Annotated in this window: 27 protein-coding genes; 15 read left to right on the top strand and 12 right to left on the bottom strand. The window is 73.4% G+C overall.

Features of this window, described 5'->3' with window-relative positions; all coding sequences use genetic code 11:
* The first annotated feature begins 10 nt into the window (after positions 1-10).
* The 3 genes from ACZ4MF_RS08945 to ACZ4MF_RS08935 all read left to right on the top strand — a co-directional run bounded on the left by ACZ4MF_RS08945 (position 11) and on the right by ACZ4MF_RS08935 (position 3227).
* Positions 11-1144, top strand: coding sequence for an acyl-CoA dehydrogenase family protein (locus tag ACZ4MF_RS08945; RefSeq protein WP_467491180.1), 1134 nt, complete (start codon positions 11-13; stop codon positions 1142-1144).
* Positions 1145-1280: 136 nt separating this feature from the next.
* On the top strand, positions 1281-2177 hold the full coding sequence (locus tag ACZ4MF_RS08940; protein WP_467491571.1) for an acyl-CoA dehydrogenase family protein: 897 nt from the start codon (positions 1281-1283) through the stop codon (positions 2175-2177).
* 564 nt (positions 2178-2741) lie between these two features.
* A complete protein-coding gene (locus ACZ4MF_RS08935; RefSeq protein WP_467491570.1) occupies positions 2742-3227 on the top strand; it encodes an ATP-binding protein in 486 nt (161 codons plus the stop codon).
* 281 nt (positions 3228-3508) lie between these two features.
* Here ACZ4MF_RS08935 and ACZ4MF_RS08930 read toward each other — a convergent pair whose 3' ends face one another.
* Positions 3509-4435 carry a cyclase family protein gene (locus tag ACZ4MF_RS08930; protein ID WP_467491178.1) on the bottom strand — a complete coding sequence of 309 codons (927 nt, stop codon included), beginning with the start codon at positions 4433-4435 and terminating at the stop codon, positions 3509-3511.
* 86 nt (positions 4436-4521) lie between these two features.
* On the opposite strand from ACZ4MF_RS08930, the gene ACZ4MF_RS08925 reads away from it, so the two are divergent.
* Genes ACZ4MF_RS08925 through ACZ4MF_RS08915 form a run of 3 tightly spaced genes read left to right on the top strand, consistent with a single transcriptional unit; the run spans position 4522 to position 7677 of the window.
* Complete coding sequence (locus tag ACZ4MF_RS08925; RefSeq protein WP_467491176.1) at positions 4522-5469, top strand: SDR family NAD(P)-dependent oxidoreductase; 948 nt, start codon at positions 4522-4524, stop codon at positions 5467-5469.
* A 10-nt stretch (positions 5470-5479) separates the two neighbouring features.
* Positions 5480-6628, top strand: coding sequence for an acyl-CoA dehydrogenase family protein (locus ACZ4MF_RS08920; protein WP_467491174.1), 1149 nt, complete (start codon positions 5480-5482; stop codon positions 6626-6628).
* Positions 6628-7677 carry a Zn-dependent alcohol dehydrogenase gene (locus ACZ4MF_RS08915; protein ID WP_467491173.1) on the top strand — a complete coding sequence of 350 codons (1050 nt, stop codon included), beginning with the start codon at positions 6628-6630 and terminating at the stop codon, positions 7675-7677. The genes ACZ4MF_RS08920 and ACZ4MF_RS08915 overlap by 1 nt, the downstream gene beginning before the upstream one ends.
* Here ACZ4MF_RS08915 and ACZ4MF_RS08910 read toward each other — a convergent pair.
* Positions 7667-8665, bottom strand: coding sequence for a GlxA family transcriptional regulator (locus ACZ4MF_RS08910; protein WP_467491171.1), 999 nt, complete (start codon positions 8663-8665; stop codon positions 7667-7669). The genes ACZ4MF_RS08915 and ACZ4MF_RS08910 overlap by 11 nt on opposite strands.
* Before the next feature lie 71 nt (positions 8666-8736).
* Between ACZ4MF_RS08910 and ACZ4MF_RS08905 the strand changes: the two genes are divergently transcribed.
* Positions 8737-10050: an MFS transporter gene (locus ACZ4MF_RS08905; protein ID WP_467491169.1), complete on the top strand. Its 1314-nt coding sequence runs from the start codon at positions 8737-8739 to the stop codon at positions 10048-10050.
* 287 nt (positions 10051-10337) lie between these two features.
* Here the strand turns inward: ACZ4MF_RS08905 and ACZ4MF_RS08900 are convergent, their stop codons facing one another.
* Positions 10338-10502 carry a hypothetical protein gene (locus ACZ4MF_RS08900; protein ID WP_467491167.1) on the bottom strand — a complete coding sequence of 55 codons (165 nt, stop codon included), beginning with the start codon at positions 10500-10502 and terminating at the stop codon, positions 10338-10340.
* On the opposite strand from ACZ4MF_RS08900, the gene ACZ4MF_RS08895 reads away from it, so the two are divergent.
* The gene (locus tag ACZ4MF_RS08895; protein WP_467491165.1) at positions 10501-10617 is read left to right on the top strand and encodes a DUF397 domain-containing protein; all 117 of its coding nucleotides are present in this window, start codon (positions 10501-10503) and stop codon (positions 10615-10617) included. The genes ACZ4MF_RS08900 and ACZ4MF_RS08895 overlap by 2 nt on opposite strands.
* A gap of 24 nt (positions 10618-10641) precedes the next feature.
* Here the strand turns inward: ACZ4MF_RS08895 and ACZ4MF_RS08890 are convergent, their stop codons facing one another.
* The 4 genes from ACZ4MF_RS08890 to ACZ4MF_RS08875 all read right to left on the bottom strand — a co-directional run bounded on the left by ACZ4MF_RS08890 (position 10642) and on the right by ACZ4MF_RS08875 (position 15693).
* Entirely contained in the window at positions 10642-11253 is a 612-nt protein-coding gene (locus ACZ4MF_RS08890) for a flavin reductase family protein (RefSeq protein WP_467491163.1), read from the bottom strand.
* 53 nt (positions 11254-11306) lie between these two features.
* Positions 11307-12107 (bottom strand): enoyl-CoA hydratase/isomerase family protein, encoded by an 801-nt coding sequence (locus tag ACZ4MF_RS08885; RefSeq protein ID WP_467491161.1) that lies wholly within the window; start codon positions 12105-12107, stop codon positions 11307-11309.
* Positions 12104-14326, bottom strand: a complete 2223-nt coding sequence (locus ACZ4MF_RS08880; RefSeq protein ID WP_467491159.1) for an acetate--CoA ligase family protein — start codon at positions 14324-14326, stop codon at positions 12104-12106. The genes ACZ4MF_RS08885 and ACZ4MF_RS08880 overlap by 4 nt, the downstream gene beginning before the upstream one ends.
* Before the next feature lie 167 nt (positions 14327-14493).
* A complete protein-coding gene (locus ACZ4MF_RS08875; protein ID WP_467491157.1) occupies positions 14494-15693 on the bottom strand; it encodes a flavin-containing monooxygenase in 1200 nt (399 codons plus the stop codon).
* 224 nt (positions 15694-15917) lie between these two features.
* Here ACZ4MF_RS08875 and ACZ4MF_RS08870 point away from each other — a divergent pair, with 224 nt between their 5' ends.
* The 3 genes from ACZ4MF_RS08870 to ACZ4MF_RS08860 are packed head-to-tail and all read left to right on the top strand — an operon-like array spanning position 15918 to position 17673.
* Positions 15918-16367, top strand: a complete 450-nt coding sequence (locus tag ACZ4MF_RS08870) for a DoxX family membrane protein (RefSeq protein WP_467491155.1) — start codon at positions 15918-15920, stop codon at positions 16365-16367.
* 25 nt (positions 16368-16392) lie between these two features.
* Positions 16393-16788 (top strand): Zn-ribbon domain-containing OB-fold protein, encoded by a 396-nt coding sequence (locus ACZ4MF_RS08865; protein ID WP_467491153.1) that lies wholly within the window; start codon positions 16393-16395, stop codon positions 16786-16788.
* A gap of 18 nt (positions 16789-16806) precedes the next feature.
* A complete protein-coding gene (locus tag ACZ4MF_RS08860) occupies positions 16807-17673 on the top strand; it encodes a GNAT family N-acetyltransferase (RefSeq protein WP_467491151.1) in 867 nt (288 codons plus the stop codon).
* Positions 17674-17677: 4 nt separating this feature from the next.
* On the opposite strand, the gene ACZ4MF_RS08855 is transcribed toward ACZ4MF_RS08860, so the two are convergent.
* The 3 genes from ACZ4MF_RS08855 to ACZ4MF_RS08845 all read right to left on the bottom strand — a co-directional run bounded on the left by ACZ4MF_RS08855 (position 17678) and on the right by ACZ4MF_RS08845 (position 20062).
* Entirely contained in the window at positions 17678-18343 is a 666-nt protein-coding gene (locus tag ACZ4MF_RS08855) for a pyridoxine/pyridoxamine 5'-phosphate oxidase (RefSeq protein ID WP_467491149.1), read from the bottom strand.
* Between the two features lie 37 nt (positions 18344-18380).
* The gene (locus tag ACZ4MF_RS08850) at positions 18381-18806 is read right to left on the bottom strand and encodes a pyridoxamine 5'-phosphate oxidase family protein (protein ID WP_356020070.1); all 426 of its coding nucleotides are present in this window, start codon (positions 18804-18806) and stop codon (positions 18381-18383) included.
* An 83-nt stretch (positions 18807-18889) separates the two neighbouring features.
* On the bottom strand, positions 18890-20062 hold the full coding sequence (locus tag ACZ4MF_RS08845; RefSeq protein ID WP_467491147.1) for a thiolase C-terminal domain-containing protein: 1173 nt from the start codon (positions 20060-20062) through the stop codon (positions 18890-18892).
* Between the two features lie 107 nt (positions 20063-20169).
* Here ACZ4MF_RS08845 and ACZ4MF_RS08840 point away from each other — a divergent pair, with 107 nt between their 5' ends.
* Positions 20170-21408 (top strand): acyl-CoA dehydrogenase family protein, encoded by a 1239-nt coding sequence (locus ACZ4MF_RS08840; RefSeq protein ID WP_467491145.1) that lies wholly within the window; start codon positions 20170-20172, stop codon positions 21406-21408.
* Positions 21405-21875 carry a nitroreductase/quinone reductase family protein gene (locus ACZ4MF_RS08835; RefSeq protein WP_467491143.1) on the top strand — a complete coding sequence of 157 codons (471 nt, stop codon included), beginning with the start codon at positions 21405-21407 and terminating at the stop codon, positions 21873-21875. Before ACZ4MF_RS08840 ends, ACZ4MF_RS08835 begins: the two co-directional genes overlap by 4 nt.
* Here the strand turns inward: ACZ4MF_RS08835 and ACZ4MF_RS08830 are convergent.
* A complete protein-coding gene (locus tag ACZ4MF_RS08830; RefSeq protein ID WP_467491141.1) occupies positions 21865-22485 on the bottom strand; it encodes a LysE family translocator in 621 nt (206 codons plus the stop codon). The genes ACZ4MF_RS08835 and ACZ4MF_RS08830 overlap by 11 nt on opposite strands.
* 82 nt (positions 22486-22567) lie before the next feature.
* Between ACZ4MF_RS08830 and ACZ4MF_RS08825 the strand changes: the two genes are divergently transcribed.
* Positions 22568-23020: an Lrp/AsnC family transcriptional regulator gene (locus ACZ4MF_RS08825; RefSeq protein ID WP_356020060.1), complete on the top strand. Its 453-nt coding sequence runs from the start codon at positions 22568-22570 to the stop codon at positions 23018-23020.
* Positions 23021-23098: 78 nt separating this feature from the next.
* Here the strand turns inward: ACZ4MF_RS08825 and ACZ4MF_RS08820 are convergent, their stop codons facing one another.
* On the bottom strand, positions 23099-23746 hold the full coding sequence (locus ACZ4MF_RS08820; RefSeq protein WP_356020058.1) for a TetR family transcriptional regulator: 648 nt from the start codon (positions 23744-23746) through the stop codon (positions 23099-23101).
* 122 nt (positions 23747-23868) lie between these two features.
* Between ACZ4MF_RS08820 and kbpA the strand changes: the two genes are divergently transcribed.
* The gene (kbpA, locus tag ACZ4MF_RS08815) at positions 23869-24663 is read left to right on the top strand and encodes an AfsK-binding protein KbpA (protein WP_467491138.1); all 795 of its coding nucleotides are present in this window, start codon (positions 23869-23871) and stop codon (positions 24661-24663) included.
* Positions 24664-24703 lie beyond the last annotated feature (40 nt).

The following is a 24703-nucleotide window of genomic DNA, read 5'->3' as shown; positions in this document are numbered from 1 at the left end:
GGGACGGGTGATGGACCTCACCTGCACACCCGAGGAGGAGGAGTTCCGGGCCCGGCTGCGCGAGTGGCTCGCCAAGACGCTGCCCACGCTGCCGGCCAAGCCGTCTTCCGACGACTGGCCCGCGCGCAGGGCGTACGACCTCGGCTGGCAGCGGATGCTCCACGACGCCGGGTACGCCGAGGTCCACTGGGACGCCTCCCCGACCACCCGGCTGATCTTCCTGGAGGAGACCGAGCGCGCGGGGGCGCCGTATGTGGGGGCGAACTTCGTCGGCCTGCTGCACGCCGGGCCGACCATCGCCGCCGAGGGCACGGCCGGGCAGCGCGCGCGCTGGCTGCCGCCGATCCTGCGCGGCGAGGAGGTGTGGTGCCAGGGGTTCAGCGAACCGGACGCGGGTTCCGACCTCGCCGCGCTGCGCACGCGCGCGCGGAGGGACGGCGACGACTACGTGGTGAGCGGGTCCAAGATCTGGACCTCGCACGCCGAGGTCGCCGACTGGTGCGAGCTGCTCGTGCGCACCGACCCGGACGCGCCCCGGCACCGGGGCATCACCTGGCTGGCCATGCCCATGGACGCCGACGGGATCACCGTACGGCCGCTGCGCACCCTCGCCGGGTCGGCGGAGTTCGCCGAGGTGTTCCTGGACGAGGTGCGGGTGCCGGCCGCCAACCGCGTCGGCGCGGAGAACGACGGCTGGCGCGTGACCATGGTGACCCTGTCCTTCGAGCGCGGCACGGCCTTCGTCGGCGAGGTGGTGGCCTGCCGCCGGGTGCTCGGCGAACTCGCCCGCACGGCACAGGAGAACGGCCGCTGGGACGACCCCGTGCTGCGCCGCCGTCTCGGCCGGCTGGAGGCGGAGTTCCGGGCGCTGTGGCGGCTGACCCAGTGGAACGTGAGCGCGGCGGAGGCGAGCGGCGGGGTGCCGGGCACGGGCGCCTCGGTCTTCAAACTCCGCTACTCGCACGCCCGCCAGGAACTGTACGACGCGGCGGCGGACGTCCTCGGCCCCGACCGCCTCGACCTGGACCGGCCGTGGGTCCTCGACCGCCTGTCGGCCCTGTCGTACACGATCGCCGCCGGCACCTCGCAGATCCAGCGCACCATCGTGGCCGAGCGGATCCTCGGTCTGCCGAGGGGGAGATGAGCCGTGCGCCGGCCTCGCGGGACGGGGTGGGGCGGGTGCGGGGCAGGGCGGGAAGGCCGGCTCCGGTGGCTCGCCGGCTCGGCGCAACCATGTCCGGGCCCGGCGCGTCCGCGGCCCGCCCGAAGGAGAGATGAGCGTGCGGTTCCAACTCACCGATGATCAACGGGCGTTGCAGGCAGGAGTACGGGAGCTGCTGGGCCGGTGCTTCGGGCGGGAGGCGCTGCGGGCGGCCGTGGAGGAGCCGGGGCGGCTCGACCGGACGCTGTGGCGGGCGCTCGGCGGGGCGGGGTTCTTCGCCCTGCGGCTGCCCGAGGCGGCCGGCGGGGTCGGGCTGGGCCTGCCGGAGGCGGTGCTGGCCTTCGAGGAGGCGGGGCGGGCGCTGGTGCCGGGCCCGCTGATCGCCACGCACCTCGCGGCCGCCGACGTACCGGGCGCGGCCACCGGCGAGACGGTGGTGGCGGCCGTGGACGGGGAGTTGGTGGAGTGGCTGGGGGCGGCGGACCGGGTGCTCGGGGAGGCGGCGGGGGCCGCACCGGTGCGGTCGGTCGACCCGCTGACGCCGCTGCACCGGGTCACCGGCACCGCGCCCGCCGATCCCGCACACGTCGACCCCGCTCCCGTCGATCCCGTGGCCGTTCTCCTGACCGCGGCCGAACAACTGGGCACAGCCGCGCGGGTGTGCGAGCTGGCCGTGCAACACGCCCGGACCCGCGAGCAGTTCGGGCGGCCGATCGGGGCGTTCCAGGCGGTTCAGCATCTGTGCGCCGACCTGTTGGTGCGCAGCGAAATCGCCCGTGTGGCGGTGTACGCGGCGGCCGTCACCGCCGACCCGGCCGACATCGCCGCCGCCCGGCTGCTGGCCGACGAGGCCGCCGTACGCGGTGCCCGCGACTGTCTCCAGGTGCACGGCGGCATGGGTTTCACCTGGGAAGCCGACGTCCACCTGCATCTCAAGCGGGCTTGGGTGCGATCCGAGCGTGGCGGCGGGTGCACGCAGAGTGAGGAACTGCTCGCCGTGCGACTGGCCGGCTGAGCGGCCGGCACCGCCGTGGGCTGCGGCGCCGGGAAGTCGTGGCCCAAGATGTCGCGGATCGTGGCCAGATGGCGTCACAGAGCGTTGATACGCGGTTGTGTCCATCGCGTGACTCGTAACAGCCTGGAGTCGGGCGTCCGCTCCGGTACCTTGTGTGAGATGCGAGTGGCTGTGAGCGCGAGCCGGGCCGGCGATCCCCCTGGGGCGATGCCGGACGAAGCGGTGCGCACCGCTGCTCGCGGGGCGGTCCCGGCGTCGTACGCCGCGTCGTGTGCCCTCTGTTCGACTCCCCGGCACGAGCGTCGCACAGTATGCCTCACACATACTCCTTCGCGCTGGAATATGCCCGAAGCGCTTGTTGGGGTGACTGTACGTCAACCATGCTGTCTCATCAGGGAATCACGGTCCGTGATCCCCGCTCTGGCCGTTGTTCTGGCCATGCAGAAAATGGCTACGATCGTGGCCCTCGTCGTGATCGCCGCCGCGGCCTGCGCCGTGGCGGCCGGGCGGTGCGGGGTCATGTGTCCGCCGGTTCGGATGGTGTGAGCGGTGCAGGTGCTTCAAGTGCAGCTGGAGATCCGGCCCGACCCCGCGGAGGTGGGGCGGGCGAGGCGGTGGGCGCTCTCGCGGCTCGCCGGGTTCGGTATAGCGGCCGACGAGCCGCTGGTCGAGACCCTGGTCCTGCTCGTCTCCGAGCTGGTGACCAACGCCGTGGTGCACACGGGGCGTCCGGCCGTGCTGAGACTCTCCCTGCCGGGCGGACCGGCCGAAGTGCCGGAGCAGGCCGCCCCGTCGGCCACGGTGCGGGTGGAGGTGGCCGACACCAGCTCGCGCGCCCCTGTGCCGCGCTGCGCCCGCGGTGACGCCACCGGCGGCCGGGGTCTCGCCCTCGTGGACTGCCTCGCCGATCGCTGGGGCTGGAGCCCGGAGGGCGCCGGCAAGAGCATCTGGTGCGAGCTGGACCGCTGTTCGCAGCCCCGGGAGGGTGCGGCACTGGCGTACGGGGGCGCACTGTCCGCGTACGAGGGGCTGGCCTTCGAGGCGGTGTAGGTCCGGGCGCGGTGGTGCGCCGGGGGTGCATCCGTGCGCCCGGGCTGTGAAGTGGGCGTACGTAACAAATCCCCGTACCGGCGTTGACGTGACGTGACCGGCTGAACACGCTGGTGGGCGTCGATTCGCCGCGAGGGGACGGCAAGGGTCCGCGCTACGGCGGCCCTCGCCGAGTGTGGGTCGCATCGGATGGCGGCGCGCGTGCACGGCCGTGGGGGAGACGCGCCGTCGGGGGGCGCGCCGCCATCCGGTCACATCGGTCCCTTCGCGCTCCCGCCGCCTCACAGGATCGCCACCGGCGCCACCGGTGTGCCCGTCGCGCCGACGAACGGCTCGGGCATCGCCGACAGCAGGAAGGCGTACCGCCGCTCTTCTCCACAGGCTGTGGACAACTCTTCCAGATTCCAGTTCTGGCCCTGGAGCATCCCCATCTCCACCAGGTCCAGCGCGTGCACGGGCAGCCACAGATCGTCGATCTCGGGCGGAAATATCTCAAACGTGAGCGTGTCGTTGGCGACGGCCGCCACGTCGCGCGCGTGGAACCACTCCGGTGTGCGCACGGACAGCCCCGGCGACGGATAGCCGTACCCGTGCTTGTCCCCGGCCAGGTAGACCTGCACCTGGCCGGTCCGCACGAGCACGATGTCGCCGGCGCGCACGCGCGTGCCGGCGAGTTCCTCGGCCGCCTCCAGGTCCTCCGGCGTGACCGCGTGGCCCCCCGCCAGCCGGTCCGTGCCCCGCGCGCGTGCCACGTCCAGCAGCACCCCGCGCGAGACGATGTGCCGCGCCGTGGCGATCCCGCTGAACTCGGCGCCGCCGTGCGCCGTGACCGTGCGCGCCGGGCGGCCGTTGTAGAGCTTCCCGGAGTGCGAGACATGGGTGAGCGCGTCCCAGTGGGTGCCCGCCTGGAGTCCCATGGTCACCACGTCGTCGCTGCACGCGACCGTGCCGGGGCCGAACAGCTCCTGGTTGACCTGCACCATGGCGTGCAGCGGGTTGACCCGGCCCGGGATCGTCCCGGTCTGGACGCCGTCCTCCCGCAGGGGCAGGGCGAGCGGGACGCGGCGGCCGGTGCGGACGCAGGCGGCGGCCTCGCGCACGACCGCGTCGGTGATGAGGTTCAGGGTCCCGATCTCGTCGTCCGCCCCCCAGCGCCCCCAGTTGTTCACGCGCCCCGCGATCTCGTGGAACTCCTGCGGCAGTGTCATCCGGTGCCTCCCCGGGGCTTGTGTCCGTGCGTCCGCCGGGCCATAGAATCTAACGGACCGTCAGAAACCGCGGGAAGGGGCCGGGCGTGGGGAACTTCTTGGCAGGCAAGGTGGTCGCCGTGACGGGGGCCGGGCGCGGCATCGGCCGCGCGGTCGCGCTCGCGGCGGCGGCCGAGGGCGCGAAGGTCGTCGTCAACGACTACGGGGTCGCCGCCGACGGCACCGCGCCGACGAGCGAGGTCGCCGAGGCCGTCGTCAAGGAGATCGAGGCGGCGGGCGGCGAGGCCGTCGCCGTCGCCGACGACATCTCCACGATGGCGGGCGGACAGCGCGTCGTGGACACGGCGGTCGCGGCGTACGGCCGGCTCGACGGGGTCGTGTGCGTGGCGGGCATCCTGCGCGAGCGGATGCTGTTCAACATGACCGAGGAGGAGTGGGACCCCGTGCTCGCCACCCACCTCAAGGGCACGTTCACCGTCTTCCGTGCCGCCTCCGCGGTGATGCGGCAGCAGCGCGCGGGCACACTGATCGGCTTCACCAGCGGCAATCACCAGGGTTCGGTCTCCCAGGCCAACTACAGCGCCGCGAAGGGCGGGATCATCTCGCTGGTGCGCAGCGCCGCGCTCGGGCTGCACAAGTACGGGGTGAGCGCGAACGCCGTCGCCCCCGTGGCCCGCACGCGGATGTCGGCGAACGTCCCCATGGAGCTGGCCGAGATCGGCGAACCGGAGGACGTGGCCGCGCTGGTGGTGTACCTGCTGTCCGACGCGGCCGCGCACCAGGGGATCACCGGGCAGGTGTACACCGTCGCGGGCCCGAAGATCGCGGTGTGGGCCCAGCCGCGTGAGCTGCGCTCCGTCTACGCCGAGGGCTCCTCCTGGACGCCGGAGCGGATAGCCGAGGTGCTGCCGGGGTCGGTGGGCGCGGACCCGATGCCGATGCTGGACCGGCTGGTGGCGATGGAGCAGGCGGCGCGAGCGGGTTCCCGGCCCAACGCCCGGCCAGACGCTCAGCCCGACGCCCGGACGGCCTGAGGCGGTTCCCATGGATTTCGGGTTCAGCGAAGAGGACGACGCGTTCCGTGCCGAGGTCCGCTCCTGGCTGGCCGCCCACGCCGACGCGTCGTGCGACAGGCGCGGCTGGGAGCGCACCCTCGGCGCGGCCGGCTGGATCGGGCTCGGCTGGCCCGAGGCGGGATACGGCAACCGCACCGCCACGCTCACCCAGCAGGTCGCCTGGGCCGAGGAGTACGCGCGCTCGGGGGCGCCGGGGCGGTCCGGGCACATCGGCGAGAACCTGCTCGCGCCCACCCTCGTCGCGCACGGCAGCGACGCGCAGAAGCGGAGGTTCCTGCCCCCGATCGCCGCCGGGGCGGAGCTGTGGTGCCAGGGCTACAGCGAGCCCGGGGCCGGCTCCGACCTCGCCGGGATCCGCACGACGGCCGTGCGGGACGGGGAGCGGTACCGCATCAGCGGGCAGAAGATCTGGACCTCGCTCGCCCACGAGGCCGACTGGTGCTTCGTACTGGCCCGCACCGAGCCCGGCTCCCGCCGCCATCACGGGCTGAGCTTCCTGCTCGTGCCCATGGACCAGCCCGGCCGCATCGAGGTCCGGCCCATCCGGCAGCTGACCGGCACCAGCGACTTCAACGAGGTCTTCTTCGACGGGGCACACGCGCGCGTGGAGCACGTCGTCGGGGGCGCGGGGCAAGGCTGGCGGGTCGCCATGAGCCTGCTCGGCTTCGAGCGCGGAGTGTCCACCCTCGCCCAGCAGATCGGGTTCGCCGAGGAGCTGGGGCGGGTGGTGCGCAGCGCCGTGGACAGCGGGGCCGCGGCCGACCCCGTCGTACGGTCGCAGCTCGTGCGGCAGTGGGCCGAGCTGCGGGCCATGCGCTGGAACGCCCTGCGCACCCTCGGCGGCTCGGGCGATCCCGGCGCGCCCAGCGTGGCCAAGCTGCTCTGGGCCGGCTGGCACCAGCGCCTCGGCGAGCTGGCGGTGCGGGTCCGGGGCGCGGCGGCCTCGGCGGGCCCGGCCGACTGGTCGCCCACGGCGCCGTACGAACTCGACGCGGACCAGCACCTGTTCCTCTTCTCCCGGGCCGACACGATCTACGGCGGCTCCGACCAGGTCCAGCGCACGATCATCGCCGAGCGCGTGCTCGGTCTGCCCAGAGAGCCCAAGGGGGCCGTGTGATGCGTGGAGTGGTGTTCGACGGCGCACAGGTCCGGGTGGTCGACGATCTCGCGGTGCGGGAGCCGGGCCCCGGCGAGGTGCTGGTGGCCGTCGCGGCGGCGGGGCTGTGCCACAGCGACCTGTCCGTGGTGGACGGGACGATCCCCTTCCCGGTGCCGGTGGTGCTGGGACACGAGGGGGCGGGCGTGGTGGAGGCGGTCGGCCCCGGGGTCGCGCACGTCGCGCCCGGCGACCATGTGGCGCTGTCCACGCTCGCCAACTGCGGCACCTGCGCGGAGTGCGACCGGGGCCGGCCGACCATGTGCCGGCAGGCGATCGGCCGCCCCGGCAGGCCCTTCACACGGGGCACGGGGCCGGTGCACCAGTTCGCCGCCAACTCGGCCTTCGCGGAACGCACGGTCGTCAAGGCCGTCCAGGCGGTGCCGATCCCCGAGGACGTCCCCCTCCCGTCCGCCGCGCTCATCGGGTGCGGGGTGCTCACGGGGGTCGGCGCGGTGCTGAACCGGGCCCGGGTGGACCGCGGGGACAGCGTCGTCGTCATCGGCACCGGCGGGATCGGGCTGAACGTCATCCAGGGCGCGCGCATCGCGGGGGCGCTGCGGATCGTCGCCGTGGACGCCAATCCGGCCAAGGCGGAGGCGGCCCGGCAGTTCGGCGCGACCGACTTCCTGACCTCGGCGGACGGCGTGAAGGGCATCCTGCCCACGGGCGCCGACCACGTCTTCGAGTGCGTCGGACGCGTCGAGCTGATCCGGCAGGCGATCGACCTCCTCGACCGGCATGGACAGGCCGTCCTGCTCGGGGTCCCGCCGGCCACGGCCGAGGCGTCCTTCCTCGTCTCCTCCCTCTTCCTGGACAAGTCCGTCCTGGGCTGCCGCTACGGCTCCTCGCGCCCCCAGCGGGACATCCCCCTGTACGCCGAGCTGTACCGCCAAGGACGGCTGCTGCTCGACGAGTTGGTGACGGCGGTGTACCCCGTGGAGGACTTCGAGAAGGCGCGGGCCGACGCGGAGTCGGGGCGGGTGGCGCGGGCGGTGCTCACGTTCTGACGCCGGTCCGGAACGTCCGGCGATAGGCGGTCGGTGTCACCCCGAGCGCCTGCTGGAGATGCTGACGCATCGACTGGGCCGTGCCGAACCCCGTCTCGCGGGCCACCTGGTCGATGGACAGCTCCGTGGTCTCCAGCAGCTGGCGGGCGCGTTCCACGCGCTGCTGGGTGAGCCACTGGCCGGGGCTGACCCCGACCTCCTCGCGGAAGCGGCGGGTGAAGGTCCGTACCGACATGGCCTCCTGCTCGGCCATGTCCCGCAGCTGGATCGGCTCGTGCAGCCGGCCGAGCGCCCAGGCCCGCGCGGCGGTCGTGGTCGCCACCTGCGGGTCGGGGACCGGGCGCTGGATGTACTGGGCCTGGCCACCGTCGCGGTGCGGCGGGACGACCGTGCGCCGGGCCACGTCGTTGGCGACGGCCGTGCCGAAGTCGCGGCGCACCATGTGCAGGCACAGGTCGATCCCGGCGGCCACCCCGGCCGACGTCAGCACGTCGCCGTCGTCGATGAACAGCACGTCGGCGTCGACCTCGATCTTCGGGAACAGCCGCTGGAAGCGCTCGGCGTCGGCCCAGTGCGTGGTCGCCGGGCGGCCGTCGAGGTAGCCGGCGGCGGCGAGGACGTAGACGCCGGTGCAGATGGAGGCGAGGCGGGTGCCGGGGCGGATGCGGGCGAGGGCGGCGGCCAGTTCGCCGGTGAGGCGGCCCTCGTCGAAGACCGGGCCGAGTTCGTACGACGCGGGGACGATCACCGTGTCGGCCTCGGCGAGGGCCTCGGGCCCATGGGCGACGTGGATCGTGAAGTCGGCGTCCGTCTCGACCGGGCCGGGCGGCCGTACGGAACAGGTCACGACCTCGTACAGGGGCCGGCCCCGGTCGTCCATCGGGCGGCCGAAGATGCGGTGCGGGATGCCCAGCTCGAAGGGGAGCAGGCCGTCGAGGGCGAGGACGACGACACGGTGCGGCCGGAATGCCCCGGCGAGAACGTCCATGGCCTGATCCTAGCGAATGCTGTCCTGCGGGCCACTCGATGCGCGGGACTGAAACCTGGACGCTCTATGACGTGACTCAGACAAGCCCAGCCGCAGCCTCCGACCGGGCGACCCCGGTCCCGCCCGCCCGGCGCCCGCGCGTGCACCGCGCCTGGTTCGTCGCGGCCGTCACGTTCGTCACGATCATCGGCGCGGCCGCGTTCCGTTCGCTGCCCGGCCTGCTGATCGATCCGCTGCACCAGGAGTTCGGCTGGTCCCGCGGCACGATCGGCGCGGCCGTCTCCCTCAACCTCGCGCTCTACGGCCTCACGGCCCCGTTCGCCGCCGCCCTCATGGACCGCTTCGGCATCCGCAAGGTGGTCGCCGTCGCGCTGGTCGTGATCGCGGCCGGGTCGGGCCTGACCGTGTGGATGACGGCGGCCTGGCAGCTGTGGCTGTGCTGGGGCCTGCTGGTGGGCCTCGGCTCCGGCTCGATGGCGCTCGCCTTCGCGGCGACGGTCACCAACCGCTGGTTCACCGAGCGGCGCGGACTGGTCAGCGGCATCCTCACCGCCGCGTCCGCCTCCGGCCAGCTCATCTTCCTGCCGGTGCTGTCCTGGATCGTCGAGCACCACAGCTGGCGCCCCGCGGCCGTGACGGTCGCCCTGGCCGCCCTCGCCGTCGTCCCCTTCGTCTGGCTCCTGCTGCGGGACCACCCGGCGGACATCGGCGTGAAGCCGTACGGCGCACGGGAGTTCATACCCAAGCCCGCACCGGTGACGGGCGCCGCGCGCCGCACGCTCACCGTGCTGTCCACCTCCGTCCGCACGGGCACCTTCTGGCTGCTGGCCGGCACCTTCGCGATCTGCGGCGCCTCCACCAACGGCCTGATCCAGACCCACTTCGTGCCCGCCGAGCACGACCACGGCATGCCGGTCACCACGGCGGCCTCGCTGCTCGCGGTCGTCGGGGTGTTCGACGTGGCCGGCACGATCGCCTCCGGCTGGTTCACCGACCGCTTCGAACCCCGCCGCCTGCTGGCGGTGTACTACGCCCTGCGCGGCCTCTCCCTCCTCTTCCTCCCGATGCTGCTGGGCCCGGCCGTCCACCCCCCGATGCTCTTCTTCATCGTCTTCTACGGCCTCGACTGGGTGGCCACCGTCCCGCCCACGCTGGCCCTGTGCCGGGAGCAGTTCGGCGAGGACAGCGCCATCGTCTTCGGCTGGGTGCTCGCCTCCCACCAGATCGGCGCGGCCCTGGTCGCTTACCTCGGCGGCGTCGCCCGCGACGTCTTCGGCTCCTACGACCTCGTCTGGTACGCCTCGGGCGCCCTGTGCGCGGCGGCGGCGCTGATGTCCCTGGTGATCAGGCGCCGGCCGGCGGTTCCTGTGCCGGCGGCGGCCTGAAGGGCGATGACTCATCCCCGGGCCACAGGGCACGAGAGGTCGTGGCGCTCGCGGTTCGGGGAACACGTCACCAGGGCCAAGGAGAGATACGGGGGACGTTCGAGGTGGAAACCGAGCGAGCCGTCACCTCCTGACGGCAACCGCTCACAGGCGGAGGTGACGAGCGCGGCCAGGTGTCTGCCGTGGCGCTGTGCCGCGGATGCGAACCGGGCTCCTCGTCGTGCGGAGACGGCAGACGGTGGCCGGCCGCCAAGCTCGATCAGCCGCAGGCCGCCGAGGCGATCGCGTCACGTCAGGCCAGGGTCGGCCGCATTGAGAGCGGACACGCCGCTCCGCGCGTCATCGAGGTGCGGCCGCTGCTGGACGCGTACGGCGTCACGGACGCGGAAGTGCGCGTCAGGCTGGAGGAGTTGGTCAAGCACCCCGAGAAACGTGGCTGGTGGCTCGATCATGCGTCACACCTGCGGCCGGATTATGTCGATCACCCGCGACAGCAAGCACCGGCACGGCCCCCTCCTCATCGTCTCCCGCGACAGCCGGCAGGCCTTCCTCCGGCAGTTCGCGTAGGCGTCGCCCGCAATGACGACATCCTCATGTCCGGGGAGCAAGCCGGGCGAACCGCCCCCGGTGGAACAGCAGCGGGTCCCCGTCGCCCTCCGTGCTCAGCGCGTTCACCCGGCCCACGACGATCAGATGGTCGCCCCCGGGGTGCACGGCCTGGATCGTGCAGTCGATCCAGGCGGCCGCACCGGTCAGGCGGGGCGAGCCGGAGACGGGAGCCGGGGCGTACGCGACCCCCGCGAACTTGTCGGCGCCGCTCGCCGCGAAGGCCCGGCACAGCTCGCCCTGACCGGCGGCGAGGACGTTGACGCAGAAGACGCCGGCCCGGGCGATGCGCGGCCAGGTGGTCGACGTACGGCCCACCAGGAAGCAGACCAGGGGCGGTTCGAGGGAGAGGGAGGAGAAGGACTGGCAGGCGAAGCCGGCGGGGCCCGGTTCGCCCTCGGCGGCCGGGGCGGTGACGACCGTGACCCCGGTCGCGAAGTGCCCCAGCACCCGCCGGAACTCCCCGGCCTCCACCGGCGCCCGCTCATCCTCCCGGACGCACCGCAACTGCGGCCGCGGCAACGGCTCGACCGGCCTCGGCGCCGGGGCCGACCTGAGGTATCGGACGGCTGCCGCTGCCGCCCCTGCGTGTCCCATCACACCGTCCATTGAAGCTGACGGTACGTCAGATGAGAAGCGCCTCGGACGCCTCATCGCCCGCGGAACTCAGGACTTCTGCGCTCCACGAACGCCCGCACCCCGTCCTGGGCGTCCTCGGTCGTCATGTTGATCTCCTGGGCCCAGGCCTCCGCGGCGAAGGCGGTCGCGCGGTCCGTGTCGAGGGAGGTGTTCACCAGGTGCTTGGTCAGGGCCAGCGCGCGGGTGGGACCGGCCGCCAGGCGGGCCGCCCAGGCGCGGGCCGTCTTCTCCAGGTCGCCGTCCGGCACGACCCGGTTGACCAGCCCCAGCCGCTCCGCCTCCGGCGCCGGGAGCGCGTCCCCGAAGAACATCAGCTCCTTGGCCCGGTGGGGGCCCAGGAGGCGGGGGAGCAGATAGGCGCCGCCCGCGTCCGGCACCAGGCCCCGGCGCACGAAGACCTCGATGAAGCGGGCCGACTCGGCCGCCACGACCAGGTCACAGGCCAGCGCCAGATGCGCGCCGAGGCCCGCCGCCGTGCCGTTCACGGCCGCGAGCACCGGCTTCTCGCAGTCCAGCACAGCCGCGATCAGGCGCTGGGCGCCCAGGCGGAGGACGCGGGCCACGTCTCCGGGAAGCCGTTCCCCGCTCCCGCCGCCGCGCAGGTCCGCCCCCGCGCAGAAGCCCCGCCCGGTGCCGGTCAGCACGAGGGCCCGTACCCCCGGGTCCGCCGAGGCCGCCGTGAACAGCTCGACCAGGCGGTCCCGCATGTCCGGCGTGAGGGCGTTCAGCGACTCCGGGCGGGACAGGGTGACGTACGAGACCTGGTCCCTGACCTCGTGCTCGATCCCGGGGCCCGGCGCCCGTGGCGTCATCGGCACACCACCAGCGCGTCCAGCGCCACCGCGCCCTGCCCCCGCTCCAGCACCATCAGCGGGTTGATGTCCAACTCGGCGATGTGGTCGCCGAGTTCGAGTGCCATGCGCTGGACCCGCAGGACCACCTCCACCAGGGCGTCCCGGTCGGCCGGCGGGCGGCCGCGGACGCCGTCCAGCAGGGCCCGGCCGCGCAGTTCGGCGAGCATGGCGTGGGCCTGGTCCTCGCCGAACGGCGGGACGCGGACCGCCGCGTCGTGCAGGACCTCCACCAGGACCCCGCCGAGGCCCACCGTCACAGTCGGGCCGAACAGGTCGTCGTGCGTGACCCCGACGACCATCTCCACGCCCTGCTCGACCATCTGGCACACCAGGATCCCGTCCAGCGAGACCCCCTCGTAGCGCGCGATGTCCGTCAGCTCGCGGTAGGCCTCCCGGACCTGGCTGGCCGATGTCAGGCCGACCTTCACCAGGCCCAGTTCGGTCTTGTGGGCGATCTGCGCGCCGGAGGCCTTCATCACCACCGGGTAGCCGACCTGGGCGGCCGCCCGTACGGCCGCCGCCGCGCTGGTCACCAGCTGTTCGCGCGGCACCCGGATGCCGTAGGCGCGCAGCAGCTGCTTGGCCGCGTGCTCGCTGAGCCGGCGGCCCGGGCTCATCAGGGCCTCCGCCTTGCGGTAGGAGGGGGAGGGGGTGCGCGGGGCCTCGTCGAAGGGGGAGCGGTACTCGCTGACGAAGGCGTGGTGGCCCAGCCAGGCCCGGACCGCCGTCAGGCAGTTGCCGACCGTACGGAAGGTCGCCACCCGGGAGGAGCCGAGCAGCACCTCGCGGTACGCGGGCTCCGTGCCGACCGGGGAGCCCCACACCACGCAGATCAGCTTGTCCGTCTCCTCGGCCGCCGCCACCAGGTCCGCGACCAGCCTGTCGCTCAGCGGCGGGAAGGGGCCGGTGACCGGGCAGATCAGGACGCCGATCGAGGGGTCCGCGAGGAGTGCGTCGATGATCTTGCGGCCGCGGTGGTCGCCCACCGGGTGGCCGCCGTTGTCCACCGGGTTGGCCACGCTCAGGTACTCCGGGATCCACTGGTGCAGCTCGGCCTGCCGGTCCTCGGACAGCCTCGGCAGCCTCAGCCCCATCCCGGCCGCCAGGTCGGCGACGTGCGCACCGGTGCCGCCCGAGATCGAGTAGACGGCCACCCCGTCCGCCAGCGGGGCCCGCGCCCGCGCCAACAGGGTCGCGGTGTCCTGGAGTTCGTCGAGTCCGTCGACGCGTACGACGCCGTACTGGCGCATCGCCGCGTCCACCACGTCGTCGGCTCCGGTCAGCTTGCCGGTGTGCGAGGCGGCCGTACGCGCCCCGGCCTCGGTGCGGCCCACCTTCACCGCGACCACCGGCACCCCGCGGCGGGCGGCACGGTCGGCGGCCAGCAGGAAGGCGCGGCCGTCCTTGAGGCCCTCCACGTAGGCGGCGATGGCGCCGACCTCGGGCTGTTCGGCGAAGTACGAGATGAAGTCGGCGGTCTCCAGATCGGCCTCGTTGCCGGTCGGCGCCCAGTGCGACAGACGGACGCCCAGCTGCTGCAGCGAGAACACCGGGCGGCCCTGGTGGCCGGACTGGGTGATCAGGGCGATCGCCGGGCCGGTGAGGTCCTCCCGGAACCGCTCGAAGGCGTTCAGGTTGGTGTTCGGGCCGAGCAGGCGCAGGCCCGAGCGGCGTACGGCCTCCGCGAGCCGCTGCTGCGCCTCGGCGCCCGCCTCGCCGGTCTCGGCGAAGCCCGAGGCGAAGGCCACCGCGAACTTCACCTTCACGTCGGCCAGTTGCTCGATCAGCGGGAGCGGATCGGCGACGAGGAGGACGGCCAGGTCGATCTGGCCGGGGGGCAGACCGGCGACGGAGGCGACGCACGGGACGCCGAAGACGGCAGGGCGGGTCGGGTGCACCGGGTGCACCCGCGCGCCGACCCGCTCGGCCCAGGCCAGCAGTTGCCGGGTGATCCCCGTGTTGGGCCGCCCCTCGGTGTCCGAGGCGCCGATCACGGCGACGGACTCGGGGCGGAAGAAGCGGGTCAGATCCGGTACGTCCGCGTACAGCGGGCGCCCGCCGACGTCGAGGTCGTCGACCCGGTCGTGGACCGCGGGCCCGGGCCGCTGCTCGCCGCAGGCGATGACCCGGGCCCGGCGGGAGTCGGTGGTGAGGGTGCCGTGGGTTGATCCAAGCATCGGTCCGCCCCGCTCCTGTGAGACAGCAGAAGTAAACTGACGCAGTGTCAGATTACTGAACTGACGCATTGTCAGGAACTGGTCGGACATTCAAAGTTACCGGCGGGTGCGCCGCCACGTCACCGGCCCCGTCGTCGACCCCGCCCCCGGACCCGTCATCGGCCGCGTCACCGATTGCTCCTGGCCACCGCCTTCGCGATCTTCCCGGCGTCCAGCGCCAGTTCGCGGAGCATCCCGCTGATCGGGTTGGTGAACCCGGTGAAGTACAGGCCGGGCGCCTGCGCGGGGGTGCGGCCGCCGCGCACGACCGGCATGCCGCGCCCGTCGAGGACGTCGAGATGGCCCACCAGCTCCTCCAACGCCCGCGCGTAGCCCGTCGCCGCGATCACCGCGTCCGTCTCGACCCGGCTGCCGTCGGCGAGGACCACCTTTCCGGGGTTCCCGCCCTCGAAGGAGTCGACGGCGGCCACGATCTCCACCGTGCCCGCGCGCACGGCGTCGATCAGGCCGACGTCCTGCACCGGGATCGCGCCCTGGCGCACCCTGCTGTACAGCCCGGTGTCCGGGCGCGGCAGCCCGTGCGCCGTGAGGTCCGGCAGGGTCGCCTTCGCGAACGGCCCGGCCAGCCGGTCCACGAGGCCCACCGGCAGCCGCCGTACCAGTACGCCCGTGTACTGCGCGGCCCAGCCGAGCGTCGAGCGGCGCAGGATGTGCGGGGCGGTCCGCACCGCCAGCCGCACCCGCGCCGCTCCGCCCTCGACCAGGTCCACGGCGATCTCCGCGCCGGTGTTGCCGGCCCCGACGACCAGCACGTCCCGGCCCGCGTACGGCTCGGCGTTCCGGTACGCGCCGGCGTGCAGCAGCTCCCCGGTGTAGTCGTCGAGGCCCGGCCAGTCGGGCAGCCGCGGGGTGTGGTTGTGGCCGGTGGCGACGACGACCGCGCTGCCGGTCAGCTCGCGGCCGCCGGAGGCGTGCAGCAGCCAGCCGGTGCCGTCCGGCGTCCGGTCGACGCGGAAGACCTCCACGCCGGTGACGATCTCCAGCTCGTGGTGGTCGGCGTACTTCTCCAGGTAGCGCACCACGTCGTCCCGGGCGACCCAGCGCCCGAACCTCCGGGGGATGGCGAGGCCGGGCAGGGCGGACAGGCGCCGTGTGGTGTGCAGCCGGAGGCGGTCGTAGTGTCCGCGCCAGGAGGCGCCCACCCGGTCCGCCTTCTCCAGGACCACTGCCCGCACGCCCCGCGCCCGCAGCGCGTACGCGGCCGCCAGGCCGCCCGGCCCGGCGCCGATGACGTACACCGGGTGGCCGGCGGAGGCCGGGGCGGGCCGCGGGGAGGCGGGGGTGGAAGCGGAATGTGAGTCGGCCATACCCGGAGCGTAATCACCCACCTGCTTGATGGGTCTCGGTCAAGACCGGAATTGGTTGCGGATTGATCACGGGTGTACGGGAAGGGTTCGCGACCGGTGAAGAAACGCCCCAACTCATGGCCGGTTACCACCTGTTGCTCACCGTCCGTCGGTCACCGTCCCTCGGTGTCGCGGCCGGGCTCCAACGGTGGGCTTTACGGCACATCTGACGTACCGTCAGATCCATGGACTCCATATGGCTGGACGGCGCCCAGTGGCTGGCGGTGCTGCGGATCGGCCTCGGGCTGTGGTGGCTGGAGAGCTGGCGGCACAAGGACAAGAAGGCCTGGTTCGAGCGGGGCAGCGGCATCGCGTGGGCGGCCGAGATCGCGGAGAAGCACCGCTGGGCGGTGGTGCGCGGCGGCTTCGCGGCGACGGTGAAGCCGCACCCGAAGCTGATGGCCTACGTCGTCGCCTACGCCGAACTCTCCCTCGGCCTCGGCCTCATCCTCGGCTTCCTGACCCCGGTGGCACTGATCGGCGGCCTGCTGCTGAACGGCATCTACTTCGTGCTGATGATCCATGACTGGGCCGAGCAGGGGCAGAACTCGATGATGGCGCTGATCTCGCTGGTCGGCCTCTTCGCGATGGCCTGGCAGAGCTGGTCGATCGACGCCTGGCTGGGGTGGTTCTGATGGGCGGACGGCAGAGGTGGCCGCGATGAGCACGGCGCGCTACGACATCCCCGAGCCCGACGCCTTCACCCGCCCGTACTGGGAGGCGGCCGCCGCGGGCCGGCTGCTGATCCGCCGCTGCGGGGCCTGCGGCCGGGCCCACCACTACCCCCGCGAGTTCTGCCCGCACTGCTGGAGCGAGGACGTGACCTGGGAGGAGGCGAGCGGCCGGGCCGTGCTCTACACCTGGTCCACCGTCCACCGCAACGACCTGCCGCCCTTCGGCGAGCGCACGCCGTACGTCGCCGCCGTCGTCGACCTGGCCGAGGGGCCGCGGATGATGACGGAGCTCGTGAACTGCCCGGAGGGGACGCCGGCCGCCGGGATGGCGCTGCGGGTGGCGTACCGGGACGGAAAACCGGTGTTCGAGCCGGGCGGCTGAACCCGATCATTGGGGTGCATGAGCCCTGAGAACTGGTATCTCACCGAAGATCTCGACGAGTTCCTCGCCCGCGCGGGAGACTTCCTGCACTCCCGCCCGGCCCTGCACACGGTCCCGCTGACCGTGACGGACGGGCTGCGCCGCCGCGGCCCGCACGTCTACGGCCCCGAGGACCCTGTCTTCGGCATCCTGTCCGAAGAGGGGGGCGGTCCGCTCCGCGCGGTCCTGCTCCACACCCCGCCCTTCCCGGTGCACGTCACCCCGCTCACCCCGGACGAGGCGGACGCCCTGGCGGCCCGTCTCGCGGACCTGGACCACCGGGTCTCCGGAATCTCCGCCGCATGCGAGACGGCGGAGGCCTTCGCGGCGGCCTGGCAGCGGCGGACGGGGGCGGCGGGCAGCGTCCGTCAGCGGCAACGGCTGTACCGGCTGCAGGAGTTGACGGTCCCGGAACCGAGGCCCGAGGGGCGGGCGCGGATCGCCGAGGAGAGGGATCGCGCGTTGCTCGCCCGCTGGTACGGCGCATTCCACGAGGACGTCGGAACGTCACGCGGGCAGGACCCGGGCGAGTGGGCCGACGCCCGCCTCTCCCACGACGGCGTGACCCTCTGGGAGACGGCCGACGGCACACCCGTCTCCCTCGTCGGGACCACCGCGCGGATCGCCGGCCAGGTCCGCGTCGCCCCCGTCTACACCCCGGCCGAACTGCGCGGCCGGGGCTACGCGGGCGCGGCCACGGCGGCGGCGAGCCGGGCCGCGCGGGAGGCCGGGGCCGCGGAGGTCGTCCTCTTCACGGACCTCGCCAATCCGACGAGCAACGGCCTGTACCAGCGGATCGGGTACCGGCCGGTGGCGGACTTCGCGGTGTGGGGGTTCGGGGACTGAGCCCTCACGGCCAGAGCAGCCCCTTGCTCCACCCGAACTCCGTGCTCCGGTACTCCAGCCGCACGTGCCGGCGCTCCGGGTCGCCCTGGAAGAACTCCACCGTTTCGGGGTGCAGCCGGTACAGGGTCCAGGTCGGGGACGGCTCGGCGGGGTTGGCGCGGGCGCGGTCCCAGGCAGCCTCCGAGGCCCGGCGCAGTTCGGCGACCGAGGTCAGCTCCTCGCTCTGGCGGCCCGTGAGCGCCGCCGCCAGCGCGCCCGTCGAGCGGGCGTGCAGGTCCGCCTGGCTCTCGGTCGAGGGGGCCGCCGTCACCGGCCCGCGCACCCGCACCTGGCGGCCCAACACCGGCCAGTAGAAGGCCAGGGCGGCGTGCGGGCGGGCGGCGAGGGCGCGGCCCTTGCGGCTGGTGCGGTGTGTGGCGAAGGCCCAGCCGTCCGCGTCGGCGCCGTGCAGCATCACGATCCGTACGTCCGGCCGCCCCTCCTCGTCCACGGTCGCCAGCGACATCGTGTGCGGCTCCGGCTGCCCGGCCGCCACCGCGTCCGCGAACCAGTCGGTGAACAGGAGCAGGGGCGTCGGCGGGGCGGTGCCGGGGTCGAAGGCGGGCAGTGTCGTGGTGCCCGCGTCCCACACCCGCAGCGACCTCAGCAGCGCCGGGAGATCGGTTGCCATGCCCTCCATGGTCACACCCGCAGGCCGGGGCCCCTGCTCACACCTGGCCGAGGTCCGACGACACCCACCGCTCGGGGCGCATGTGGACCACCACCTGCTCCCCGTGGTTCTTCCAGGCGAAGTCGACGTAGCCGGGCACCTTCTCGGCCGGCAGATAGCGTGCGGAGATCTCCCGGAGCCCCTCGATCGTCGCCGGGTCCGTCCTCACCACCGGGCCCTCCACCGACACGTACCGGATCGTCGGCTCCAGCCGGTCGACCAACAGAGTGAACCGGCCCGCCTCGCCGATCAGGCCGTACTTGCGGGACTCCCGCCCCGTCATGATCCAGACGTCCCCGCCGGGCTCGTACCAGTACCAGATCGGCACGGTCAGCGGCGCCCGCCCCGGGCCCGCGTCCACCGCCAGCGCGGCGACGTGCGGCTCGGCCAGGAACGCCTCGCGCTCTGCGCGGCTCAACGCCATGTCGGTCTCCTCCAGCTGTCCGGTGTGGGGCCGCGGCGACGGCGGCCGGTACGGACCGTCTTCCCGCACCGCCGCCCGGCCGATCAGTTCCGGCCGAGCACCACCGTCCCGGACGAACAGAACCATCCCCCCGTCCCCGAGGCGACCCCGAGCCGGGGCGGCTGCCCGTCCCGGCCCCGCACCTGCCGCTCGCCCGCCTCCCCGCGCAGTTGCCGTACCGCCTCCACCAGCAGGAACAGCCCCCGCATCCCGGGATGTTGGGCCGACAGGCCGCCGCCGTCCGTGTTCACCGGCAGCTCCCCGCCCCGCACCAGCAGCCGCCCCTTCTCCACGAACGCCCCGCCCTCGCCCTTCCCGCAGAAGCCCAGGTCCTCCAGGGTCACCAGGGTCATGTAGGTGAAGGCGTCGTAGATCTCCGCGAAGTCGATCTCGGCGGGGCGCACGCCCGCCCGCTCGAAGGCGAGCCGGCCGCTCACCGCCGCCGGGGAGACCGTGAAGTCCGCCCACTCGGACATCGCCGCGTGCGAGGTGTGCTCGCCGGTGCCGAGGATCCAGACGGGGGCCGTACGGCAGTCCCGTACGTACTCCTCGGCCGCCAGCAGCACCGCCGCGCCGCCGTCCGAGCGGATGCAGCAGTGCAGCTTGGTGAACGGGTCGGCGATCATCGGGCCGCCGACAACGTCGTCCACCGTGATCGGGGTGCGGAACATCGCCTCCGGGTTCAGGGCGGCGTTCGCCCTCGCCTGCACCGCCACCTCGGCCAACTGCCCGACGGTCGTGCCGTGTTCGACCATGTGGCGGCGGGCGGCCATCGCGTACTTGGCGATCAGCGTGTGGCCGTAGGGGACCTCGAACTGGAGGGGGCCGCGCGCGCCGAAGGACAGGTCGCCCGTCCGGCGGCCCGCCTTGATGTCGGCGCGGGCCGTGGAGCCGTAGACGAGGAGGACGGCGTTCGCATGGCCCGCCGCGATCGCGTCCGCCGCGTGCGCCGCCATCACCTCCCAGGTCGAACCGCCGACCGAGGTGGAGTCCACCCAGGTCGGGCGCAGGCCCAGATACTCGGCGACCTCGACCGGCGCCAGCGTGCCGAGGCCGGCGGAGGCGAGGCCGTCGACCACCGCGCGGTCCAGTCCGGCGTCCGCGAGGGCGCGGCGGGCCGCCTGCGCGTGCAGGGTGTACGGCGTCGCGTCGGCCACCCGTCCGCAGTCCGACAGCGCCACCCCGACCACGGCGACTTTCCGGCTCCCGGCGGTCATACGGTCCTCCGTCCCCTGTGCATCTCGCTTCGGCGCTCCTAATATGACGGACCGTCAGATCCGGTGGAAGAGGCCGGGAAGAGGCAGCGAAGAGGCAGGGGAAAGCCATGGACACGCGTCTCACCGCCGAACAGCACGAGATCCGCCGCACCCTGCGTGAACTCCTCCACAAGCGCTGCGGCCCCGAGGAACTGCGCGCCGCACTCGCCGCCCCCGCCGGACACGACCCCGCCCTCTGGACCGCCCTCGCCGACCGGCTCGGCCTGCCGGGGCTCGCCCTGCCCGAGCGGTACGGCGGGATCGGCTGCCCGGTCACCGAACTGGCCCTCGCCTGCGAGGAGACCGGCCGCGCGCTCGCCCCCTCCCCGCTGCTCGCCACCGCCGTGCTCGTGGCGCCCCTCGTGCTCGCCCTCGGTACGGAGGCCCAGCGTGCAGGGCTGCTGCCCCGCCTCGCCGCCGGCACCCTCACCGCCGCCCTCGCCGTACCGGGCACCGGCCTCGCCACCGCGCTCGCCCTGACCGGCGACAACGGCGGCTTCTCGGCCGGCGGCGGCCGGGCCGGCGGTGTCCAGGCCCGGCGCGCGGCGGACGGCTGGCTGCTGTACGGGCAGGCCGACCAGGTGCTCGACGGGCACAGCGCCGGGCTGCTGCTCGTCGGCGCGCACACCGGCGGCTTCGCCCGCGCCCGGACCCGGCTGTTCCTGGTACCCGGCGACGCGCCGGGCCTCGTCCGCGCCCGGCAGACCGCCCTCGACGCCACCCGCCCCCAGGCGCGCGTCCAACTGCGCGACGTACCGGCCGAGTTGCTGGGGGAGGAGGACGCGGAGGTGCTGTCCGCCCTCGCCGGCCTCGGGGACGGGGCCGCCGCCGTGCTCGCCTGCGAGGCCGTCGGGGCGGCCGACCGGGTGCTGGAGCGGACCGTGGAGTACGTCGGGCAGCGCGAGCAGTTCGGCCGCCCGATCGGCTCCTTCCAGGCGGTGAAACACCGGCTCGCCGAGGTGTACGTGGCGGTGCAGGCGGCCCGCTCGGCCGCGTACTACGCGGCCTGGGCGACCGCACAGGAATCAGAAGGTGCGGCGCGAAGCGCCTCGTTGGAAGGGCGGCGGCGGGAGGCGGGTGGGACGGCCGGTGGGCTGGCCCTCGCCCAGGCCCTGGAGGCGCTGCGGCTGGCCGCCGCCGAGGGCATCCAGCTGCACGGCGGGATCGGCTTCACCTGGGAGCACGACGCCCACCTGTACTTCAAGCGGGCGGCCGGGGACGAGCTGCTGTTCGGCCCGCCGCACCGGCTGCGGGAGCGGGCCGCCGAGGCCGCCGGGCTGTTCGGGCGCGGGGAGGTGGCGGTGTGATCGGCGTCCGGATGGTGCAGAAGGTGTCCTCGACGCGGGGGTTCGCGAAGGTCGCCCCGCATGTGATCCCGGCCCTCGACCGCGCCGTGCACCGGCTCACCCGGGGCAGGGTGCTGCTCAGCGCCCAGATGCTGCCCGGCGTGATCCTCACGTCCACGGGCGCCCGCAGCGGGCTGCCCCGCAGGACTCCCCTGGCCTGCATGCCGGAGGAGGACGGACGGAGCTGGCTGCTCGTCGGCTCCAACTTCGGCCGTCCGGGCCATCCGGCGTGGACGCACAACCTCCTCGCCCATCCGGATGCCTCGATCAGCTGGCAGGGGCGGGACATCCCGGTGGCGGCCCGGCTGCTCAAGGGGGAGGAGAGGGCGGCGGCCTGGCGGTCGGCCGTCGCGTTCTGGCCGCCGTACGTCGCCTACCAGGAGCGGGTGACGCGGGAGATCCGACTGTTCCGGCTGGTCACAAGGTAGCCAGGCGCTCCGCCAGCAGGATCGCCCCGATGCCCAGCATCGCCGCCCCCGACGTCCGCGTCACCGCCCGGGCCGCCGCCGGCCGGGCGGACAGCAGGGCGCGGGCCAGGACGCCCACGGTGAGATAGACGGCCGCGCAGCACGCCATGTGCAGCAGGCCGAGGGCCGCCGTCTGGGCCGGGACCGGCAGACGGGTGCCGCGCAGGGTGAGGAACTGGGGGAGGACGGAGAGGTAGAGCAGCAGGCCCTTCGGGTTCAGGCCGCTGATCGTGGCGCCCCGGAGGAAGAGCCGCCCCCCGGCCGCGTCCGGGGCCCCGGACGCGGCGGGTACGGCCGGGCGCCGCAGGACCCCCCACCCCAGCCACAGCAGATACCCGGCGCCCGCGACCGTCAGCGCGGTCAGCAGCTTCGGCGAGCCCGCCACCAGGACCGCCAGGCCCGCCGTCGCGAGGGCCGTGTGCAGGGCGTACCCCGAGACCAGGCCCGCCACCGCGCGCGGCACCGACCGGCCGCGCAGGGCGGTCGCGATGACGTACGCCCAGTCGGCACCCGGTACGCACACCAGCAGCAGGTCCACGGCGAGAAAGGAGAAGAGCAGTCCCGAATCCATGCCGGTGACATTAGGTGGGAATAGCCCAAAAGTGCTCCCGATGTTTTCCCGTGATCGGGCACTTCAGGGGAAGATCTGCCTCATGGACGACGTGGACCGGAAAATCCTTGCCGAGCTCCAGCAGGACGGGCGGCTGACCGTGACCGAGCTGGCCGCGCGGGTGCGGCTGAGTGTCTCGCCCTGTCACCGGCGGCTGCGCGAGCTGGAGCGCTCCGGCGCCATCGAGGGCTACCGCGCGGTGGTGGACCCGGCCGCGCTCGGGCTGAACTTCGAGGCGCTGGTCTTCGTGTCCATGCGGCAGGAGGACCGGGACACGGTGGCCGACTTCGAGCGGGCGGTCAGCGAGCTGGAGCACGTGCTCGACGCCCAGCGGCTCTTCGGCGAGCCCGACTATCTGCTCCGCATCGCCACCGCCGACCTCGCCGCCTTCCAGCGGCTGTACGACGACCGGCTCGCGACCCTGCCGGGCGTGCAGCGGCTGACGTCGACCCTGGTGATGAAGCACGTCGTACGGGACCGGCCGCTGCCGGCGTAGCACGGCAGGCGGCAGCTCATCTCGATGAACTACCGCCTGCCAGACAGGACTTGGGAACGGGAAAGGAGGAGGAGGAGGCTACTTCGTCGGCTTCTTTCCCGTCACGCCCAGGTGGACCAACAGCGCCAGGTTCGGCTTCAGTTCGGCCTGTTTCACGCCCCAGGACGAGAAGCCCTTCTGGTGGGCCGCCACCGCCGCGAGCATCGCGACCAGCGAGCCGGCCACCGCCGCCGGGTTCACGTCCTTGTCGACCCTGCCCTTGGCCTGGAGTTCGGCGATGGAGTCCGCGAGGGAGTTGTTCACCGAGTTGAGGATCTTCATCCGGAGCTTGTAGAACCGTTTGTCCCCTTCGGCCGCGCCAAGGTCGACCACCCGCAGGATGGCGTCGTTCTTCCGCCAGAACTCCAGGAATCCGTCCACGAGTTCCTGCGCGGTCTGCCACCCGGACTTGCCGGCCCACGACCGCCCTTCGAGCAGCTCGGTCAACCCGGCGCCCTCGGTGGCCATTTGCTCGGCGATCTCCAGGACGGCACCTTCGACGTCCGGGAAGTACTGATAGAAGGTCGCGGGCGAAGTGCCCGCTTTCCGGGCGACATCGATGACCTTGACGTCCCGGTACGGGGAGGAGCTGAGCATCTCGCTGAGGCAGTCGAGCAGCTTCTGCCGGGTCGCCTGCCCACGCCGGCCGGCCACGCGGCCGTCGACGGTACGCACTTGTCCTGTCATGCCGTCAGCTTACCGAGGGGTGATCGGAGCGCGATTCGGCCGACTGCAAATGGGGTGCACGGGGGCTCTGAGGGTGGTGTGCCTGGTCTGCGGGGTGCGGGTGGCCCGGTTACTTTGGCGGCATGGCCGAAAACAGGGCATCCGCGAACGAAGCGACGGATGAGACGGAAGAGGTGGTCGAGGGGGAAGTGGTCGAGGCGGCAGGTGCGGATGAGCCGTACGGGGAGGGCGTGCCCTGCTGGGTGGACGCCCAGCTGCCCGACGTCGAGGCGGGCAAGCGCTTCTACGGCGAGCTGTTCGGGTGGTCCTTCGAGGACGCGTACGGCTCCTCGGTGTGGGCCCGGCTGGACGGACGGCCGGTCGCCGCGCTCGTGCCCAAGACCGACGGCAGGATGCCCACCGTCTGGACGGTGTACTTCGCCACCCCCGACGCCGCTGCGTTCACCCGGCGGATCCTCGCGGCCGGCGGACAGGTGGTGACGGCGCCCACCCCGCTGGGCGACCTGGGCACCGCCGCCCTCGCCGCCGACTCCGAGGGCGCGGTGTTCGGCCTGTGGCAGCCGGGCCGGCACCGGGGCTTCGGGGTCCGCCGCGAGCCCGGCAGCTTCGTCTGGGCCCAGCTGTACACACGCGACATCTCCGCCGCCAACACCTTCTACGGCACCCTCTTCCACGACGCCCTCTTCGGCGCGGGCGCCGAGCCCGACTTCGGGCGGGCCGAGGTCACCGAGGTGTTCCCGGCCGAGATGCCCCCGCACGTCCTCGCCCACTTCCGGGTCGCCGGTCTGGGTGACGCCCTCGGGGCCGTCCAGCGGCTCGGCGGCCGGGTGCAGGCGCCACCCTTCGAGACGTCGTACGGAGCTGTGGCGGTCGTCACCGACAATCAGGGGGCGTCGTTCGCACTATTGCAGCGGTGATCCGGCCGACGCGGCGGCGATCCATCCGCTTTGGTCGGAT

This window comes from Streptomyces sp. NPDC025793 (assembly GCF_055558375.1).
This window is presented reverse-complemented; position numbering and strand designations above follow the sequence as displayed.